Genomic DNA, 18,799 nt, shown 5'->3' with positions numbered 1-18,799 from the left:
ACTGTAAATTGTCAACGATTATGGGAAAACCGGGTTTGCCCGGGTCTTGCGAATAAGGTTCAGGTGCGCCGAGTGGCGCGGGATTTTTTGGCGGCGGCAGAGCCGCCGCCAAGGGTGGCCGTGGCCGGCTTCGCGGCCACAGGTGCTTTCGTGCCCGTGTTGGCGCTGGCGGCGGAACTGGCCTTGCCGGCCGTTTGCGACTTCGTGGCTTGGGCGGCGCTGGCCATGGAGCCGGCGGGCGCGGCGGGGACGGTCGTCTGCGCCAGCACGCCTGCCGCGCGGCGGCCCTTGCGGGGGGGCGCGCCGGTGCCGGCCGCCGGGGCCGCGTCTTCCGGGTGCATCGCCCGGTTCGAGCGCACGATGCCGTTCAGGATATGGGCACGTCCGGCGATCAGCGCGCGTACGGGATCGCGGGCTTCCACGGCGTCGACGATTTCGCGATGTTCGGAGTTAGAAATGTGCAGCACGTCCGGGCTGGACAGGGCGCGATAGCGCTGGATATGCAGTTCCCGTACGAAGCTCTGATAAATCGAATTGAGCCGGTTATTCCCCGACATCGACGCGATCTGCTTGTGGAATTCCAGATTGACGGGGTAGTAGGTATGCACCTCACCCAAGGCCACGATCTCGTCCATGCGTGCGAGCAGCGCCCGCAGGATGGCGATCTGCGCGTCCGTGGCGCGCTCGGCCAGCATCATGGTCATGCACCCGAATATCCCCGCGCGCGCTTCCGACAAATCCAGCGACTCTTCGTTGGACAAGGCCCGGATGAAGAACCCCCGGTTGGGAATGATCTCGATCAGTCCCATCGCCGCCAAGGCGCTGCACGCTTCGCGGATCGGCCCACGACTGACGCCCAGACGCTGCGACAAGCCGTTCTCGTTGACGCGTTCGTTAGGCTGGAACTCGCCGTCGATGATCATCCGCTCGATCTCGGCTTGCACCACATTGGCTAGCGACTTGGTGCGCAGGAAGTCGATCGCGGAGAAGCTGTTGGTAAGATTGACGGTGTCCGACATCGTGTGGCGTGGTGAGTTTGCCGAGGCGGCGGTAGTTATCGCATGGCGGCCCGCGGTTCGCACTGTTCGCACGGTGTTCATGGCGCGCCCTTGTTCATTGACGGGATCCCGCTTGGGATCCGCCAAGAATGGGCACGGCATTGGCGACGGAAACGACGGCGAACGAAACCACCAGCAGAATGATGCCCAGCACGCAAATCGCGCCGAGATCGCCGCTCTCATTCAGGTCATAAATGATAACCGATACTAATTTTGTATTCGCCGTGGTCAGCAGAATGGTGGCGGACAGTTCGCGGATCGTGCCGACGAATACGAAGCACCAGGTGGCGACCACGCTGGTGCGCAGCAAGGGCGCCGTGATCTGCCACAAGGCCCGCATGCGCGACGCGCCCAGGATGCGGCTGGCTTCCTCCAGTTCCGGATGCACGCCCGAGAAGGCGGACGAGATCTGCTGATAGCCGGCCGGCAATTCGATGGTGACGAAGGCGATGAGCAGGATCCACAGGGTGCCGTAAAGCTGGAAAGTGGGATTGGCGTAGCTGAGGAACAGCCCCACGCCCAGCACGATGCCGGGGATGGCAACCGGCGCGGTCGCCAGCATGCCCAGGATGGATGCGCCGCCCAGCGCCCGGCGGCCCGCCAGATAGGCCACCACCAGCGCCAGCGCGGTGACGATGGTGGCGCTGGACAGGCCCAGGATCAGGGTATTGGTCAGGGCCAGCCGGGTGGCGGACAGCTCGAACAGCACGAAATTCCAGTGGTGCAGGGTCAGCGTGCTGAAGTTGACGGGATCGCCGACGGTGCGGGTAAGCGAGGTCTTCAGCAGCGCGGCATAGGGCAGGAAGACGGTCAGGCTCAGCACCGCAAGAACAAAGATGATGGCCGCGGCTTTCCAGCGGCCCAGCTCGGTGACCCGTGGCGTGCCGCTTTTGCCGCCCAGCACCGTATAGCCCTTGCGACCCAGTATCGCTTTCTGGGCGCGCAGCAGGGCGACGGTGATCAGCAGCAAGGGGATGGAGGCCGCCGCCGCCATGCCCAGGCGTGGCGGGAACTGGAAGAAGCTCCAGATCTTGGTGGTGACCACGTGGAAGCCGGCCGGCAGCGCGAGTATCGCCGGGGAGCCGAACATCGTCAGGGATTGCAGCACGGCGATCAGCATGCCCGCCAGCATGGCGGGCAACACCAGCGGAATGGTCACTTTGCGCAGCGTCGTCAGGCCCTTGCCGCCCAGCATGGAGGACGCGTCCTCCAGGTCGGAGGGCACTTTATCCAGGGCGTTGGCGACCAGCGTGAAGACATAGGGAAAGGTGAAGCAGGCCAGCACGAAGACCAGGCCGGTGAGGGTGTAGATATTCACCAGCCGGTCGGCGCGCTCCAGGCCGAACAGCGCGCGGTAGATGACGTTGACCAGCCCGCTGTTGGGCGCGGCCAGGATTTCATATGCGATCGCGCCCAGAAAGGGCGGGGTGACGAACGAGGCCGTCACCAGCATGCGGACGTAGCGCCTGAGGGGCAGGTCGGTGCGCGCCACCAGCCAGGCCATCGGCGTGGCGACGGCGCAGGTGAGCACCGCTACACCCAGGCCCATGCCCAGTGTGCGCTTATAGGCCTGGAACAGGCTGGCGTCCGTGAAGAGGGCGGCCAGGTTCTGGAAGGTGAAGGCGCCGTCGTCGCCCCGGAACGCGTAGTACAGCAGCCAGAACAGGGGAAGAATGACCAGCACCCCCAGCAGCAGCGCGAGCAGGATGAAGATGACTGCCGACAGGTCGATGCGGCGCGCGGGTTGCTTGCGCGGCTGCTCGTCCTGCTGCTGATCCTGTTGCGGTTTCGGCTGCTGCTGTGGTTGCTCGTACGCAAGCGGGGCAGTGGTCATTGTTTCAATACCGGGAGAGGGTCCAGGCGGGCAGAGGGTCCAGGGAGCTGGGACGGATGCAGGTTCAAGTGCCGAAATACTTCTCGTAGTTGGACTTGATGGTCTGTATCAGCGGCAGGATCTTGGTGGGGTCCGAGTTCAGCACCTTGATCTGCGACAGCGGCGTGCGGCCGGCCTTTTCCTTGACGTCCGGATTGAAGGACCGCAGGCCGCCGGCGTCGCTGTTGATCTGCTGCGCCTGCGTGGAAAAGATGAAGGCGTAGAAGAGCTTGGCCGCGCTCGGGTGGGGCGCGTCCTTCAGCACGGCCGCGTTGCCGATGGCGATGGGCGTGCCTTCGGGCGGATAGACGATCTTCAGCGGCACGCCCTGGTCCTGCAGGCGGAAGACGTTGTATTCATTGCCGTCGACTTGCAAGGCTCTTTCCTTCTCCGCCAGCTTCTTGGGCGGTTCGGTGGAGGACTGCACCTGCATGACGTCCTGCTTGCCCAGTTTCTCGAAATAGTCCCAGCCCAGCATCTGGCTGAAGACGTAGGTCGACGTCATGATGGTGCCGCTGTAGCCGGGATGGGCCTTCACCATCTTGCCCTTGTAGCGGGGGTCGAGCAGGTCGGTCCAGGTCTTGGGCGCGTCGGCCTCTTTCATCACCGAGGTGTTGTAGGCCATCACGGAAAGGTGGGCGCGATAGGCGGCATAGAAGCCGTCGGCGTCGCGTGCCGATGCCGGCCATTTTTCCGCCACGATCTTCGGCACCATGGGCGTCAGCCATTTCTGCTGCTTGAAGTACACGAAGTTGACGGCATCGGAGGTCTCGATGATGTCGGCATTGTGGATGCCGGTCGAATACTCCTGGCCCAGGCGCTGGAACACGCGTTCGGAGCCCGAGCGTTCCACCTGCACGTCGATGCCGGGATATTCCTTCTTGAATTCCTGGGCCAGTCCCTGGGCCACGGCGACGTCGGTGGACGTGTAGAAGACGACTTTCTTCTCTGCCGTGGCGGCCTTCACCAGGTCGGGGGTGATCTCGTAGGGGGCTGGCGGCGCGGCCATGGCCGGGGTGGCCGCGACCAGGGCGGAGCTGGTCAGCAGGGTGATGATGGCGGTTCTTTTCATGTCAGGTCTCCTCTGGGCTTTCTATTGCCTTCGGTTTTTGCAGCTCAATGCGCGAGCGCCCGGCAGCTTTCCGGCGCGAAGTACAGGCCGACTTCCTGGCCGACCGGGATGGCGACGTTAACGGGTGCGATGGTGCGCACCGTTGCGCCACCACGCAGCGTCACCAGGTAATCGCGGTGGGAGCCCAGATAGATCTGGCGCTGGACGGTGCCGCTGGCCCAATTCGTGGCGGTGTCATCGGGCTTGTTCGGGGAAAGCTGGATGTCGTGGTGGCGCACGGACACGGCGGTCTGGCCGCCGGCGGGGAAGGTGCCGCTGGCGCAACGCAGCAGCAGGCCGCCGTCGCAGCGCACGGCATCGTCGCCTTCGCGGGTGCCCTTCAGGATGTTGGTGCCGCCGATGAAACGCGCGACGAATTCGGTCTGGGGGCGCTCGTAGATGTCTTCCGGCGATCCCGCCTGTTCGATGCGGCCTTCGTTCATGACGACGATGATGTCCGCGGTGGTCATGGCTTCGGCCTGGTCGTGCGTGACGTAGACGGTGGTGTAGCGGAATTCGTCATGCAGGCGGCGGATTTCGAAGCGCATTTCCTCGCGCAGGTTGGCGTCGAGGTTGGACAGTGGCTCGTCCAGCAGCAGGATTTCCGGTTTGACGACCAGGGCGCGGGCCAGGGACACGCGCTGTTGCTGGCCGCCGGAGAGTTCGCCGGGGTAGCGGGTTTCAAGCGCCGTCAGCTGGGTGGACGCGAGGATGGTGCGGACTTTTTCGGCGACCTCGCGGGCGGGCAGGCGGCGCAGTTTCAGGCCGTACGCGACGTTTTCGAACACCGTCATGTGGGGCCATAGCGCGTAGCTTTGGAAGATCATCGACATGTTGCGGGATTCGGGGGGGACGGTGGCCTGCACCGAGGACACCGTTTGCCCGCCCACGCGGATCTCGCCGCCGGTGGCCTTGCCGAAGCCGGCGATGAGGCGCAGCGTGGTGGTCTTGCCGCAGCCGGAAGGGCCGAGCAGGCAGACCAGCTTGCCTTTATCGACCGAGAGGTTGACACCCTTGACGACCGCCAATGAGCCATAGCTCTTGGTCAGCCCGTCCAATTCGAGGAAAGACACCCAAGCCTCCTTTAAGTGGCCGGTTTTTATGACTTCCGGTGGCTCACTTCTAGCGGAGAAGGCTAGGAGTTAATTTGCAGATTGTCAACAGATGACGATTTTGTTTTGGGCGGGATTAATACCTTTGCGGGAAGGGGCCGCTGCCGCGGAGGGGAAAAATAAAAGCGGACCGGCAAAGCCGGTCCGCTACGGGGGAGGGGGCGAGGCCGCCTGCGGCGCCTCGTCGTCGGTGAACGCCTGCGCCATGGGCGCCAGCCCAGGCAAGGAGGCCGCTGCGCGTTTCCCCGAACCTGCAATCAGCAGACACCTGCGTTGAGGGGCGCTTAGCCCGAAAAGGGGGCGCGGGGGTTACCCCCGCATTAAGAAAAATTCTGCAGCAATAGACGCTGCGCGTTGCCCGCACATGGCAAACGTCGGCTCCGGGGCGCTTAGCCCGAAAAAGGAGGCTGCGGGGGTTTACCCCCGCATAAAAAACCTCTGCGTCAGCAGATCACTTCCAGGCACTCGCCTGATCCAGCTTCTGGATCACCTCTGCAGGAAGCGTCAACCGCGTCGCCGCCACCAGATCCTCCAACTGCGCCAACGACGTAGCGCTGGCAATCGGCGCCGCGATACCCGGCTGCGCCATGGTCCACGCCAGCGCCACCTGCGTATGGTTCGCCCCGGTCGCCTCGACCGCGTCATCCAGGGCCGCCAAGATACGCCGCCCCCGCTCGTTCAGATAGTTGTCGACGATCTTGCGACCCCGCACGCTCTTGGCGGCGTCGGCCAGCTCCCGGTACTTGCCAGACAAAAACCCGCTGGCCAGCGCGTAGTAGTTGATGGTCCCCACGTCCTGCGCCACGGCCACCGCCTGCAAGCCGCTTTCGTAAGGCTCGCGCGCATACAGGTTGTATTCGGGCTGGATGGTCTCGTAGCGCGGCAAGCCATTGCGCTCGCTAAGAATCAAGGCTTCCGACAAGCGTTGCGCCGTGTAATTCGACGCGCCGATGGCCCGCACCTTGCCCTGGTCATAGAGCTTGCCATACGCACCCAGCGTATCGGTAAGCGGCGTGTCGGGGTCGTCACGATGCGACTGGTAAAGATCGATGTAGTCCGTCTGCAGGCGTGCCAGCGAATCCTCGACCGCGCGGGCGATATAGGACGGCGCCAGCCCCTGGGCCCCCGGCCCCATCTCCATCCCGACCTTGGTGGCAATGATGACCTTGTCGCGCTTGCCGCTTTTGGCCAGCCATTTACCGATGATGACTTCCGATTCGCCACCCCGGTTACCCGGCGCCCAACGCGAATAAACGTCGGCCGTGTCGATGAAATTCAAGCCGGCATCGACCATGGCGTCCAGCAGGGAAAACGCGTCGGCTTCACCGACGGTCCAGCCGAAGACATTGCCACCGAAGGCCAGGGGAGGAACGGTAAGGCCGGAACGGCCCAATTGGCGTAGTTGCATCTCGTGTCTCTGCTAGGTTGCGACATCGAATTGATGTTCTTTTTATGTTGCTCGGAATAAATCAAGGACGGCTGCCAGCAGCTATCCTTCGGGCCTACCCCAAACCCAGTATATCGACCGTTGGGCGTAAACGCATGGGGATGATGAAGGCCGTAAAAACCCTCGCAAGGACCGTGCGGATGAACATCAGGGATTTCCCGCGCCCATCCGGCCCTGACTTGTCAGCGGCGTCCGTTAGACTATGCAAGCGGGCGCTTCGACTGCGACTTGCTATCGCTTGTCTGGCTGAGGCAGCGGCCAGTAAGCGGAAAGCGGCGTGGGGCGATCGGCCCGGCGCCCCCGCGTGCGGTATTCAAAAGATACCCAGGATAGAAATCAGACAAAAGGATAGCCAACCATGGTGAAAGTACCCCGTCCGGCCGGCATGGCTGCCCGCGTGGCCGTATCCGCCGGCCCCCGGCGGACTCTGGTCCGGGCCTTCGCCGTCGGCGTGCTGGCCCCCATCGCCTTGCTGGCCGGCCCCGCGGCCTGGGCCGCAGGCCCGCAGAAGTCGGTGGCGGTGATCGCCATCGTCGACCATCCCGCCCTGGACGCCGTGCGCGACGGGGTGCGGGACGCGCTCAAGAACGCCGGCTACGACCCGGCCAAGACCCTGAAGTGGCAATTCCAGAGCGCGCAGGGCAATAACGCCACGGCGGCGCAAATCGCCCGTAAATTCATCGGCGACCGGCCCGATGCCATCGTCGCCGTGTCGACTCCCGCGGCCCAGGCCGTGGCGGCCGCCACCAAGGACGTGCCGCTGGTCTACGCGGCCGTCACTGATCCGGTGGCGGCGCAACTGGTCGTGTCGACACAGCAGGCGACCGGCACCAATGTCACCGGCGTCAGCGACGCCTTGCCGCTGGATCGCCAGATCGAACTGATCAAGAAGATCGTCCCCACGGCCAAGCGGGTCGGCATGGTCTACAACCCCGGTGAAGCCAATTCCGTGGCGGTGGTCAAGCAATTGCAGGACCTGTTGCCCAAATCCAGTATGAGCCTCATCGAAGCGGCCGCGCCGCGCACGGTGGACGTCGGGTCCGCCGCCCGCAGCCTGATCGGCAAGGCCGATGTCATTTTCGCAAGCACCGACAACAATGTCGTGGCCGCCTTCGAGTCCCTGGCCAAGGTCAGCAACGACGCCAAGATTCCCCTGATCGCCTCGGACACCGACAGCGTGCAGCGCGGCGCGGTTGCCGCCATCGGCGTGAACTACCGTGACATGGGCCTGCAGGCCGGCCGCATGGTCGTGCGCATCCTCAAGGGCGACAAGCCCGGCGCCATCCCGCCGGAGGGCGCCGGGAAGGTGGCCCTGTACGTCAATTCGACGGCGGCACAGAAGCAGGGCGTCACGCTGTCGGACGCGCTGCTGAAGTCGGCCGCCCAGGTCATTCACTGACGCGACGGTAGCGATCAATGTCCTTGTTTTCCTTCATGGGCGCGCTGGAGATCGGCTTGATCTTCGGCCTGGTGGCGTTGGGGGTGATGATCTCCTTCCGCCTGCTGCGTTTCCCTGATCTCACCGTCGACGGCAGCTTCCCCCTGGGGGCGGCCGTGGCGGCGACGCTGATCTCGGCGGGCTGCGATCCTTTCCTGGCGACCGGCGCCGCCATCGTGGCGGGTGCGCTGGCGGGACTGTTGACCGCCTGGCTGCACGTGCGCCTGCGCATCATGGATCTGCTGGCCAGCATCCTGGTGATGATCGGCCTGTATTCGGTCAACCTGCGCATCATGGGCCGTCCCAACGTGCCTTTGATTACGGATCCGACGGTGTTCACGGTCCTGCAGCCGGCCGGCATCAGCGATTACCTGATGCGCCCCTTGCTGCTGCTGATCGTGGTGCTCATTTGCAAGGGTCTGATCGACTGGTTTCTTGGCACCCGCACGGGCCTGGCGCTGCGCGCCAGCGGCGCCAATCCGCGCATGGCGCGGGCGCAAGGCGTCAACACCGGCAGGCTGGTGATGGGCGGCATGGCCTTGTCCAACGCCCTGGTGGCGCTGGCCGGCGCGTTGTTCGCGCAGGCGCAGGGCGGGGCGGATATCTCCATGGGGCTGGGCACTATCGTCATCGGCCTGGCCGCGGTGATCGTCGGCGAAAGCATCCTGCCGTCGCGCCGGCTGGCCCTGGCCACGCTGGCGGTGATCCTGGGCGCCATGCTTTACCGTTTCTTCATCGCCCTGGCCTTGAACAGCGATTTCATCGGGCTGCAGGCGCAGGATCTGAACTTGGTCACCGCCGTGCTGGTGACCTTCGCCCTGGTCCTGCCCAGGCTCAAACGACGCCGCGGCGGCAAGGGAGGCTGACATGTTGCGCGCGGAAAACCTGGAAATCACTTTCAACGCGGGTTCGCCGGTGGAAACCCGCGCCTTGCGCGGCCTGTCTCTGGAAATACCCAGCGGCCAGTTCGTCACCGTGATCGGCTCGAATGGCGCCGGCAAGTCGACCTTTCTCAATGCGGTGGCGGGTGACACCGCCATCGATAGCGGCCGTATCGATATCGACGGCATCGAGGTCTCGCGGCTGCCCTCGTGGGAACGTGCGCAGCGGGTGGCACGGGTGTTCCAGGATCCGCTGGCGGGTACCTGCGAAGACCTCACCATCGAGGAAAACATGGCGCTTGCCCAGTCGCGCGGCGTCAGCCGCGGCCTGGGGCGGGCGCTCAAGGAAGGCCTGCGGGAGCGCTTTCGCGAACGGCTGGCCAGCCTGGGGCTGGGCCTGGAAAATCGCCTGGGCGATCGCATCGGGCTGCTGTCGGGCGGCCAGCGCCAAGCCGTGAGCCTGCTGATGGCTTCGCTGCAGCCCTCGCGCATCCTGCTGCTGGACGAACACACGGCCGCGCTCGATCCGCGCACCGCGCAGTTCGTGCTGGAACTGACGGTGCGCATCGTCGCCGAACACGAACTGACCACCATGATGGTGACCCACAGCATGCGCCAGGCGCTGGAAGTGGGGGACCGCACCGTGATGCTGCACGAAGGGCGCGTGGTCCTGGACGTCGCGGGCGACCAGCGCAAAGGCTTGCAGGTGCGTGATCTGCTCGCCATGTTCGAACAGGTGCGGGGCGAGAACCTGTCCGACGACGCGCTGCTGCTGGGGTAATCCGGCTGCCTCGGAAACGGGGCACAATACCTGCCATCGCTATCTCGATGGCAGGGTTGACATGGCAGCAGCAGGCAAGGCAAGCAGGGCCAATGGGGCAAATGGGCGTGCGCAACGCGCCAAGTCCGGCTACGACACCGTCGCACTGGTATTGCAAGGCGGTGGTGCGCTGGGGTCCTACCAGGCCGGCGTCTATCAAGGCATGCACGAAGCCGGCGTGCAGCCGGATTGGGTGGCGGGGATATCCATCGGCGCCATCAATGCCGCCATCATCGCGGGGTCGCCCCCGGACGAGCGGGTCGAGCGCCTGCATGGTTTCTGGGAGTCGATCTGCCGGCCCTACGGCTATGGGGCCTTGCCGTGGGGCGACATGTTCGCCGCCATGTTCCAGCCAGGAGCGGGCGCCGCGGCGGCCAGCGCCTGGGGGGCGGCCGTGCCCTATGCCTACGGCTCACCTGGCCTGAACAGCGTCCTGGCGGCCTCCCATGCGCTGTTCTACGGGCAGCCGGGATTTTTCCAGCCGCGTCCGTTCCCGCCATTCTGGTCGCAGGGCCAGGGGCCCGCCGGCGCCAGCTATTACGACACGGCGCCACTGGAAAAGACGCTGAACACGTATGTGGATTTCGATCTGCTCAATCGTGGCGACGTGCGCGCCAGCTTTGGCGCGGTCAATGTGCGCACCGGCAATTTCGCCTATTTCGACAGCAAGAAGATCCGGCTGACCGCGCGCCACGTGATGGCGTCGGGGGCGCTGCCGCCAGGCTTCCCCGCTGTTGAAATCGACGGGGAGTACTACTGGGACGGCGGCGTGGTGTCGAACACCCCGCTCTACTACGTGCTGTCGCCCCATCCGACCTGGGACACCCTGGCCTTGCAGGTGGACCTGTGGCCCGCGCGCGGCCCCTTGCCCGATACCCTGGAAAAAGTCATGGAGCGGCAGAAGGACATCCAGTACTCCAGCCGGACCCGCCTGGTCACCGACACGCTGCAACGCAACCTGGGGCTGCGCCGCGATCTGCAGCGCCTGCTGGCCCTGTTGCCGGAGCAGCAACGCAACGCGCCGGATCTGGCCCAGATCCGCGAGTCGGCCTGCACGCCGGTCATCAACGTCATCAACCTGATCTACCAGAGCAAGAACTACGAGCGCCATTCCAAGGATTACGAATTCGGCACCGAGGCCATGCGGGAGCACTGGCAGTCGGGGCTGGCCGATATTCGGGCGACGCTGGCGCGGCCGGACGTGCTGGCGCGGCCGGAAGCGGGCAGCGGATTCGTCACGCACGATATCCATCGGGGGTGAGCGCGGCGCCGCGGCGGGCGCGTGCATCGTCAAGCGCGCTGTTGGTGAATTAAACGATTTGCGGCTTAAACGATCTGCGGCTCAAACATTACCGCGAATTAACCGTTTTTACGTTAGTCCTACGAGAGGATGGAAGTCTCTGTCGGATCAGTCTGATTGTTGTGTGCGGTGCTCCAAAAGGGGAACGACGGTGTTAGTTTTTTCCCCTGATACGAACCTTTATGGAATGTCATGGAAGCGCCCCAGACTGTGAATACCTCGATTACGTCCCGTCCGATTTCGGTTGTGTTGTATGAACCGGAAGCTCCCGCCCGCACGCACATGTTGAATCTGCTGCGGCCCTCCGGCTTTCAGGTACACGGCGTCCATGATGCCGATACGCTGTTCCGCTGGCTCAATCGTCATCCCGCGCAGCTGGTTGTGCTGGGGGCCGGCACGCCGCAAGGCCTGCTGACCGACACCTTGCTGCCCCGCCTGGAGGCAGAACACGCGGCCGGTGTCGTGGTGCAGATGCCCGGCGCAGCCACGGATATGCGGCTGCGCGTGTTGGGCGCGGGCGCGCATCTGTGCCTGGACCGCGAATACGAAGGCGTCGAGTTCGCCGCCTTGCTGCGCGCCCAGGCCCGGCGTGCGGACCTGAGCCCGGCCAGCCGTGGCGGGCTGGCGCGCGCGTCCACCGTGCCGCCCCCGCGGCGCGCGGTGCGCTATCCCGGCATCCTGCCGCCCTTGCGCACCTCGGCCCACTCGGCATCGGCGCCTGGCCCGGCGCATGCACCGTGGTGCCGGATGTACCAAAGCTGGGTGCTGATGGCGCCCGACGGCACGCGCATCCCGTTGACGGGGCTTGAGCGCAGCTGCTTCAACTGCATGCTCGAAAGTCCGCAGCGTGAGTTGTCCAGGAAGGACCTGCGCCGTTTCATGTCCGATGCGAACCTGCGGTCCATGAACGTGGTGATCAGCCGCCTGCGCAAGAAGGTGCTGACTGCTGGGCAGCGGTTGCCGCTGCATACCGTCCATCGGCTGGGTTATGTCTTTGCCGGGTCGTTGGTGGCGCAGGAAGAAAGCTGAACGAACTTTGATGAAATCAGCAGCGTAGCGAGCGGTGTTCTCGTCGCAACCTGCATCAGCGAGTTCGGGCGCGAGAATGCACGTTTTAGGAAATTTAGAAGATCTGGAGCATCGCGGATACTTTTTGTTATATTCTGCCTCGCTGATCGCGCCCTGCCGCCGGCCATTTCTCTGCCGGCTCACCTGTACGCAGGCACTGCGATTCTGTCCAAACGGAGGCTTCATGGCGTTGCGCAAGATCCTGTTCGCGGCTTTGTTGTTGACCTTGGCCGGCTGCGCCGCGCCGACCATGCGCGCAAAGGGGCCGCCAGCGCCTCCTTCGCCCGATCAGGCGCAGGTCATTTTCTTGCGCGACAACTCCTTGTATGGCAGCGGCATCGACGGCACTATATTCGATGCGACGAATGAGGAGACCCGTATCATCGGTTCCCTTTCCCATGGCACCAGCTTCGCCTATAACACCACGCCTGGCCGTCATGTCTTCATGGTGATTCAGGAAAATGCCGACTTCATGGAAGCGGACCTGGCACCTGGCAAGATCTATTACGCCCAAGGGCTCGTGCGCATGGGCTTCGTCACTGGCCGTTTTTCGTTATGGCCAGCTCGATCCAGCACGTACACCCGCCGAACGCTCAGCGACAAAGAACTGGCTGACATACTCAAGTCCACGACCTGGACAGAGCTGTCCCCGGACGCCACGCAATGGTTCGAGAAAAATCGTGAAAGCATCGAGCAGAAGCGGCAGAGCTATTGGAAAAAATGGCAGGAGAAGGATCCTGCGGACATCGATCAACGGACCTTGCATCCTAATGATGGTGTAGATCCGTCGTGATTCAGCGGGTGCATGGTATCTGTTGTGCGTAGAAATTAAGTCGCGCAAGACCCTTGCGAAGGCCCAGCTGGCGATGCCCTGGCGAATGTCGGTTTCCGGACCGATTCTGTTGAAAAACTCGATTGCTGGTCGCGATTGGTCGCGCTTACAAGCCCGATGACCGGGCGGCTTTCGCCTTTTTTCGATTGGAACCGGGTACTGATGCCCGGTTGCCTTGTTAATCGGTGGGTTTCGCCTCAACTAGGCGCACCTGTGCCCTGAACCGGTGGCCCCTGAGAGGTAAGCATCGCAAGACGACGGAGGTTCTGAACGGCTGCTGCAAGCGTGAATTCGTCTGCTGCACCAGTAAGTCCGCGCAACCGCAAGCGGTCGATCTTCAAAATACGTTTGAGGTGCGCAAACAGCACCTCGACTTTCTTTCGTTCGTGACGTGAGCGCTGGTATTGCACGGTGGCGCCGATACGCCTGGCTACATCGCGTGCATCCTCGTGAATGCTGCGAGCGATCTTGCGCATCGGCGTATTGGGGCAGCATCGCGGCTTCATCGCGCACTTACCGCAGTCAGTGTTGCTGGCCCGGTAGATTACGGTGCCCGCCTTGGTGACGTGAGTGCGTTCGATCTTGAATATGCGCCGCTCGCTGCGCAGTGCATGCCCCTCGGGGCAACGATATTCGTTAGCCCCGCCATCCCATTCGAAGTCGCTGCTCGATAGACTGTCGTCCTTGCGCTGGGTTTTATCCCAGACGGGCACGTGCGGCTCGATCCCCTTGTCTTGCACCATCCACGCCAGCATGTGAGCCGTGCCGTAAGCGGTATCGCCGATGAGCCGTTCAGGGGTGACGTCGAATCGTTCCTCGACACGATCTACCATCGTCTTGGTAGAGTCCACTTCTGCGGTGCGATGTGCAGGGGTGGCTTCGACGTCGAGGATCACGCCATGCTCGGTATCGATCAGATAGTTTGTCGAATAGGCGAAGAATGCGGGACCGCCAGGGGCGGCCGTCCACCGTGACTGCGGATCGGTCAGCGAGATTCGCCGGGGAACGGCTTGTTCGAACGCTTCGTCGTTGAGCGCTTCGAGATACTCGCGCACGGCACGCGTGCTGAGTGCGGGGTTCGACCAGTCGGTGACCTCACTGGCAGGAACACCGCGCTGGCGGCTCGCATCAGCGGCCACGACGCTGGCGTCGACAGCGAAGCCTTCGCCTTTGACTAGGCCCGCAGCCATGCAACGACGGACCACTTCATCGAACAACCAGCGGAAGGTATCGCTGGCGCGGAAACGTCCATGTCGGTTCTTGGAGAAGGTCGAGTGATCGGGCACTGCATCCTCGAGGCTGAGACGACAGAACCATCGATATGCAAGATTCAGTTGAACCTCTTCGCACAGACGTCGCTCGGAGCGGATGCCGTAGCAATACCCAACGATCAACATCCGGATCATGAGTTCGGGATCAATGGAGGGGCGGCCAGTATGGCTGTAGTGCTCTGCCAGGTGTCGATGGAGTTCACTCAGATCTAAACAGCGATCAATGGCCCTCAGAAGGTGAGTCGGCGGAATGAGGTCTTCAAGATTGAAGGAATAAAACAATCGCTCTTGCCCGCTCGCCTGGTGACCCATCATGTCGGTGCTCTCCGAACCCATTGGCGCTTTGCAAATTCTGCCAGACGAACGGTACCGTGGCGAGTTTTTCAACAGAATTGGCCAAGAGCGGACGTTGGCATCATAAACCTTACACGACTGCACGGTTATTCCAAGTGCCGGTGCATCGACGGATTCACTCATGTCCTCCGCACAGGCTGAAACCGCAAGATCGCCATTGTCGATTGGAGTCGCGCTATAAACACCAAGTTTGCCGAGATCATTGCGTCGTGGCTGTTCGAGGCCTTCCACCTCGGCATTGGTGCACAAACAAATTTCTAGCATGCGAGCCATCGAGAAAGATGAGGTTGCTGTAGTAAGTGTCATTCCTCTTTAATTAATAATAGGCATTTGGCCCTCTATTTCGGCTATTGCAGATAAAAACTAGGGAAATTATGCAAATTCAATTTAGAGTAATCACCAGAATGGAGCGGCCTCAAGAGGGGGGCTCAAATACCGTTTATCTCAAAATTGATAATTGGAATGATTTCTCTTTTGTTACAATGTTTGAGGTTTATGTCTATGATGAAAATGGCAGAGGACACAGTCTGCCAAACATCAAAATTGGATTTGTGGGTCAAACGACCGCAACAAGCACCTTCAGCACTCTGGATAAAGGCTTTGCGGAGCTTTCTTCCAATTATTTCTCTGTGGCCACGGATGTCGACTTCTACAGAAAACTGTGGAAAGACTTTTCGCCAGACTGGCGTGATACCTTTCTCGTTAAATTGAGAGATGTTGTAAAGACTCCCTCAATACTCGATTTTGCTAAAGATGAGGAGGTGTTTAAGGTATCTCATCTTCGCAGTGTTAGTATTAACGCGATTAGGACTCAGTTTAAGAGAGTATTAGCTGGTGATTCCCCGCCAACTGATTTTAATTTCCACTTTTTTCTTCCAAGCTCGCCAACCTTCGCGGGTTTCGATCTCGGATTTAACGTCGAGGCAGGATCGTTGCCAAGTACAAACATCCACGCACTCATCGGCAGAAACGGCGTCGGGAAAACGACCATTTTGAAACACATGGTCAAAGCAATTTCTGGCCACTCTGAAAACGGAGCAGAGTTCTATCAGAAGCAATTTTTTGCCGATTCAAGGAAGAGGCTAGGTAAAGATTTTTTTGCCAATCTTGTGTCAATAGCATTCAGTGCCTTTGACCCGTTCGACCTTCCAGCAGCTAATGAGAACCCATCTGATGGCACTCCGTATAGCTATATCGGATTGACCGACTATTCCGGGGATGATGGTGCAATACTCAAATCCCGCGCGCAGCTGCATGAGGAGTTTGTTGAATCGCTAAAATTTTGCCTGAGCGAATTGCCACGGAGACAGCGTTGGGCCGATACCATTTCCGTCCTGCAGAGTGATAGCAACTTTGCTGAAATGCAGCTCCTTGATCTGCTTCACTATGACCTGGACACAATCTCTGAACCAGCTGGACATCGTATTGCCAAGATGAGTTCTGGGCACGCTATTGCCATTCTTATGGTAACGCAGCTTGTCGCGAAGGTAGAGGAGAAAACTCTAGTACTAATTGATGAGCCTGAGAGTCACCTCCACCCACCTCTTCTATCAGCTCTTGTAAGAAGTCTTAGCCAGCTTTTATACAAACAAAATGGGGTTGCAATCATTGCTACTCACTCCCCTGTTGTCCTTCAGGAGATTCCAAAGTCTTGTGTGTGGAAGCTTTATCGAGAAAGGACGTCATCTGAAAAATTCAGGCCAGAGGTGGAAACATTTGGTGAGAATGTTGGGGCTCTCACCAGAGATGTATTCCGCCTTGAGGTCGAAAAGTCGGGATTTCATACTTTATTGCGGGAAGCTGTTGCCTCAGGGGAGACGTACGATGAAATTCTATCTCGTTTTCAAGGCAACCTTGGATTTGAGGCGCGGGGGATTCTGCGCGCAATGACCATCAATCGCGATTCTGAATAGTTTGATAGATGAAGAAATTAACCGCTCCAGCTTTTCAAGAGCTGGATATATTCGATGCCTGCGCCGATGAGATGGACAATGGTGCAAGGACAATATTCACTGCAAGTCGACTTGATATCCAAGCCGCCGCATATGCATTTTCAGCCCAATCGGGTACACAGGCCTGGTGCCACCTGCCGCGGGCAAGACATGGGCATCGGGAGGACATCATCGCGGGTGGACTATCTAAGGGAGACCTGATGGATTTGTATGACAAAGGTGTCATAGGATCAAAAGGGCGCCCGCGTGACATTCACGATCAGATTCTAGTCGCTGCACAGGGTCAATGTCCCTACTGCGCGGGAATTGGCACTGCTCGAACACTCGATCATTATTTGCCAAAGGCCAAGTTTCCGGCGCTTTCGGTTCATCCGCACAACCTTGTTCCGGCCTGCCGAGATTGCAACACGGATGCTGGGGCGGGCTTTCCGGCGGCACCTGAGCTGCAACCGATTCACCCCTATCTAGATAAGGATTGTTTTTTCTTGGAGCGCTGGGTTTACGCAGAAGTCATTCGCTGCGAACCGGTTGCAATACGTTTTTTTGCGAATCCGCCAGGGCATTGGCCAGCGGTCGACCAACAGCGGGCAAGGCAGCACTTTGCGGACTGCGGTCTGAAAGATCGGTTTTCCAGTCAGGTCGCGGGTGAGATCAGTCCGCTGATTCTTCAGCGTAAGTCAAGTCTTGCCGTGTTCTCATCGGCTCAATTCAAAGCGCATCTGCACGTCGTTGCAGCGGATCATCACCTACTGCTTAATGGTTGGAAACGTACGATGTACCTCGCCTTATACGAGAACGATTGGTTCTGTTCAGCCGACTTTAATGGGAATTGGCTGGCATCTTGAGCTGAGACATGTTCGTCCGAGAAGAGCTGCCAGCTATTTCATCTGCGCCTAGCACAGGCAAATTTAGGACGGTATCAGCCATTTTCGCCGCATATGAGGCAGGGGCCTGAGCAATAGCCTTTCGACTCGCAATGTTGGATCTCCGAGCCATTCCAACTACCTCCCAATTCTTCTGACCGATCTATAGTGCATCTGACCTGCCCCCAGACTTAGTACGGCACCGACATAGAGTCCAGGGTTAAAAACCGTTGTTGCCGATGCGCCTGAGCAAACTGCTCCGGCGTTAAGTATCCCAGCGCGCTATGCGGGCGTTCGGTGTTGTACTCGACGCGCCAGTCTTCGATCAAGGATTTGGCTTGGCGCAGCGACATGAACCAATGCTCATTCAGGCATTCATCGTGGAATTTTCCGTTGAAGCTCTCGATGTATGCATTCTCCACGGGTTTGCCTGGTCTGATGAACGACAGCTTCACGCCGACCTGATAGGCCCAAGCGTCCAAGGCCCTGCCGGCAAACTCTGGGCCGTTGTCCACGGTGATGGATTTGGGCAGCCCATGCAGTTCCGCAAGCCGTTGCAGCACCTGCGCCACCCGCAATCCCGGCAGTGAGGTATCGACCTCGATGGCAAGACACTCGCGCGTGTAGTCATCGACGATGTTCAAGCACCGGAACCTGCGGCCATAGGCCAGGCCGTCGGACACGAAGTCCATCGACCAGCTCTGATTCGGCGCCGTCGCGACGGGACGAACTACCCGTTCTGCGGGAGCGATGCGCTTGCGGCGACGCTTACGAACGCTCAAGCCGGCTTGGCTGTAAAGCCGCCAGACCCGCTTGTGATTCGTCTTCCATCCTTCACGGCGCAGCAGAATATGGATGCGCCGATAGCCGTAGCGTCGCTTGAGCGCTGCCATCTCCTTCATGCGCTCGGTCAATGCCACATCGCCCGTACGCTTGCTTTCATAAGCGAATAGCGACCGGGAAATGCCTACCAGCCCGCAGGCCCGGGTGATACCCATGCCGCGCTCGGTCATCAACGTTCTGACCGCTTCGCGTTTGGCCTGCGGGCTTGCTACTTTCGGCTCAAAAGGTCCTGAAGCGCAGCCTTGTCCAGCATCGATTCAGCCAACAGCTTCTTGAGCTTGTTGTTCTCTTGCTCCAGTTCCTTCAGTCGCTGGGCGTCCGAGACGGTCATACCGCCGAACTTCGCCTTCCAGTTGTAGTAGGTGGCCTCCGAGATCCCGTGCTTGCGGCACAGTTCGACCACCTTGGCCCCCGCCTCGGCCTCCTTCAGCACCCCGATGATCTGTTCTTCCGTAAATCGTTTCTTCATTGCCGTTCCTTTGTGAACGGACTCTACATCGATTTCGTACTAACCACGGGGAGCAGGTCACATCCGACGCGCCTGCAACTAAATTGGACCTCGTCACTGCGTGATGT

Annotated in this window: 15 protein-coding genes; 8 read left to right on the top strand and 7 right to left on the bottom strand. The window is 60.8% G+C overall.

Going from position 1 to position 18,799, the window contains the following annotated elements; all coding sequences use genetic code 11:
* Nucleotides 1-59: 59 nt before the first annotated feature.
* The 5 genes from ASB57_RS13415 to ASB57_RS13395 form a co-directional block, all read right to left on the bottom strand.
* Nucleotides 60-1,019 (bottom strand): GntR family transcriptional regulator, encoded by a 960-nt coding sequence (locus ASB57_RS13415; protein WP_057652684.1) that lies wholly within the window; start codon nucleotides 1,017-1,019, stop codon nucleotides 60-62.
* Nucleotides 1,020-1,113: 94 nt separating this feature from the next.
* Nucleotides 1,114-2,892: an iron ABC transporter permease gene (locus ASB57_RS13410; RefSeq protein ID WP_082621589.1), complete on the bottom strand. Its 1,779-nt coding sequence runs from the start codon at nucleotides 2,890-2,892 to the stop codon at nucleotides 1,114-1,116.
* A 64-nt stretch (nucleotides 2,893-2,956) separates the two neighbouring features.
* Entirely contained in the window at nucleotides 2,957-4,003 is a 1,047-nt protein-coding gene (locus ASB57_RS13405) for an ABC transporter substrate-binding protein (RefSeq protein WP_057652683.1), read from the bottom strand.
* A gap of 44 nt (nucleotides 4,004-4,047) precedes the next feature.
* A complete protein-coding gene (locus ASB57_RS13400) occupies nucleotides 4,048-5,115 on the bottom strand; it encodes an ABC transporter ATP-binding protein (RefSeq protein WP_057652682.1) in 1,068 nt (355 codons plus the stop codon).
* A 490-nt stretch (nucleotides 5,116-5,605) separates the two neighbouring features.
* Nucleotides 5,606-6,562 carry an aldo/keto reductase gene (locus tag ASB57_RS13395; protein WP_057652681.1) on the bottom strand — a complete coding sequence of 319 codons (957 nt, stop codon included), beginning with the start codon at nucleotides 6,560-6,562 and terminating at the stop codon, nucleotides 5,606-5,608.
* Between the two features lie 424 nt (nucleotides 6,563-6,986).
* Between ASB57_RS13395 and ASB57_RS13390 the strand changes: the two genes are divergently transcribed.
* The 6 genes from ASB57_RS13390 (at nucleotide 6,987) to ASB57_RS13365 (ending at nucleotide 12,901) form a co-directional block, all read left to right on the top strand.
* The gene (locus tag ASB57_RS13390) at nucleotides 6,987-8,000 is read left to right on the top strand and encodes an ABC transporter substrate binding protein (protein ID WP_057656127.1); all 1,014 of its coding nucleotides are present in this window, start codon (nucleotides 6,987-6,989) and stop codon (nucleotides 7,998-8,000) included.
* A 17-nt stretch (nucleotides 8,001-8,017) separates the two neighbouring features.
* Nucleotides 8,018-8,905 carry an ABC transporter permease gene (locus ASB57_RS13385; protein WP_057652680.1) on the top strand — a complete coding sequence of 296 codons (888 nt, stop codon included), beginning with the start codon at nucleotides 8,018-8,020 and terminating at the stop codon, nucleotides 8,903-8,905.
* Nucleotide 8,906: 1 nt separating this feature from the next.
* Nucleotides 8,907-9,701, top strand: coding sequence for an ABC transporter ATP-binding protein (locus tag ASB57_RS13380; RefSeq protein ID WP_057652679.1), 795 nt, complete (start codon nucleotides 8,907-8,909; stop codon nucleotides 9,699-9,701).
* Between the two features lie 61 nt (nucleotides 9,702-9,762).
* Nucleotides 9,763-11,001, top strand: a complete 1,239-nt coding sequence (locus ASB57_RS13375) for a DUF3734 domain-containing protein (protein ID WP_057652678.1) — start codon at nucleotides 9,763-9,765, stop codon at nucleotides 10,999-11,001.
* A gap of 231 nt (nucleotides 11,002-11,232) precedes the next feature.
* Entirely contained in the window at nucleotides 11,233-12,069 is an 837-nt protein-coding gene (locus ASB57_RS31595) for a winged helix-turn-helix domain-containing protein (RefSeq protein ID WP_231755418.1), read from the top strand.
* A 223-nt stretch (nucleotides 12,070-12,292) separates the two neighbouring features.
* A complete protein-coding gene (locus ASB57_RS13365) occupies nucleotides 12,293-12,901 on the top strand; it encodes a hypothetical protein (protein WP_057652677.1) in 609 nt (202 codons plus the stop codon).
* A gap of 236 nt (nucleotides 12,902-13,137) precedes the next feature.
* Here ASB57_RS13365 and ASB57_RS13360 read toward each other — a convergent pair whose 3' ends face one another.
* Nucleotides 13,138-14,526 carry an IS1182 family transposase gene (locus ASB57_RS13360; RefSeq protein WP_057656125.1) on the bottom strand — a complete coding sequence of 463 codons (1,389 nt, stop codon included), beginning with the start codon at nucleotides 14,524-14,526 and terminating at the stop codon, nucleotides 13,138-13,140.
* A gap of 413 nt (nucleotides 14,527-14,939) precedes the next feature.
* Between ASB57_RS13360 and ASB57_RS30660 the strand changes: the two genes are divergently transcribed.
* Nucleotides 14,940-16,478: an AAA family ATPase gene (locus ASB57_RS30660; protein WP_082621588.1), complete on the top strand. Its 1,539-nt coding sequence runs from the start codon at nucleotides 14,940-14,942 to the stop codon at nucleotides 16,476-16,478.
* Between the two features lie 8 nt (nucleotides 16,479-16,486).
* Nucleotides 16,487-17,362, top strand: coding sequence for an HNH endonuclease (locus ASB57_RS31100; RefSeq protein ID WP_156414156.1), 876 nt, complete (start codon nucleotides 16,487-16,489; stop codon nucleotides 17,360-17,362).
* Nucleotides 17,363-17,571: 209 nt separating this feature from the next.
* Here the strand turns inward: ASB57_RS31100 and ASB57_RS30655 are convergent.
* Nucleotides 17,572-18,692, bottom strand: a protein-coding gene (locus ASB57_RS30655) for an IS3 family transposase (RefSeq protein WP_156414155.1) whose coding sequence is annotated in 2 segments (ribosomal slippage) — nucleotides 17,572-18,434 and nucleotides 18,434-18,692 — 1,122 coding nt in all. Because the reading frame shifts where the segments join, the coding sequence is not laid out codon by codon here.
* Nucleotides 18,693-18,799 lie beyond the last annotated feature (107 nt).

Source organism: Bordetella sp. N (assembly GCF_001433395.1).
Taxonomy (GTDB): Bacteria; Pseudomonadota; Gammaproteobacteria; order Burkholderiales; family Burkholderiaceae_B; genus Bordetella_C.
This window is presented reverse-complemented; position numbering and strand designations above follow the sequence as displayed.

Coding starts and splice junctions, on each gene's coding strand:
- ASB57_RS13415 (WP_057652684.1), bottom strand. CDS start 1,019: ATGTCGGACACCGTCAATCTTACCAACAGCTTCTCCGCGATCGACTTC.
- ASB57_RS13410 (WP_082621589.1), bottom strand. CDS start 2,892: ATGACCACTGCCCCGCTTGCGTACGAGCAACCACAGCAGCAGCCGAAA.
- ASB57_RS13405 (WP_057652683.1), bottom strand. CDS start 4,003: ATGAAAAGAACCGCCATCATCACCCTGCTGACCAGCTCCGCCCTGGTC.
- ASB57_RS13395 (WP_057652681.1), bottom strand. CDS start 6,562: ATGCAACTACGCCAATTGGGCCGTTCCGGCCTTACCGTTCCTCCCCTG.
- ASB57_RS13390 (WP_057656127.1), top strand. CDS start 6,987: ATGGCTGCCCGCGTGGCCGTATCCGCCGGCCCCCGGCGGACTCTGGTC.
- ASB57_RS13385 (WP_057652680.1), top strand. CDS start 8,018: ATGTCCTTGTTTTCCTTCATGGGCGCGCTGGAGATCGGCTTGATCTTC.
- ASB57_RS13380 (WP_057652679.1), top strand. CDS start 8,907: ATGTTGCGCGCGGAAAACCTGGAAATCACTTTCAACGCGGGTTCGCCG.
- ASB57_RS13375 (WP_057652678.1), top strand. CDS start 9,763: ATGGCAGCAGCAGGCAAGGCAAGCAGGGCCAATGGGGCAAATGGGCGT.
- ASB57_RS31595 (WP_231755418.1), top strand. CDS start 11,233: ATGGAAGCGCCCCAGACTGTGAATACCTCGATTACGTCCCGTCCGATT.
- ASB57_RS13365 (WP_057652677.1), top strand. CDS start 12,293: ATGGCGTTGCGCAAGATCCTGTTCGCGGCTTTGTTGTTGACCTTGGCC.
- ASB57_RS13360 (WP_057656125.1), bottom strand. CDS start 14,526: ATGATGGGTCACCAGGCGAGCGGGCAAGAGCGATTGTTTTATTCCTTC.
- ASB57_RS30660 (WP_082621588.1), top strand. CDS start 14,940: ATGCAAATTCAATTTAGAGTAATCACCAGAATGGAGCGGCCTCAAGAG.
- ASB57_RS31100 (WP_156414156.1), top strand. CDS start 16,487: ATGAAGAAATTAACCGCTCCAGCTTTTCAAGAGCTGGATATATTCGAT.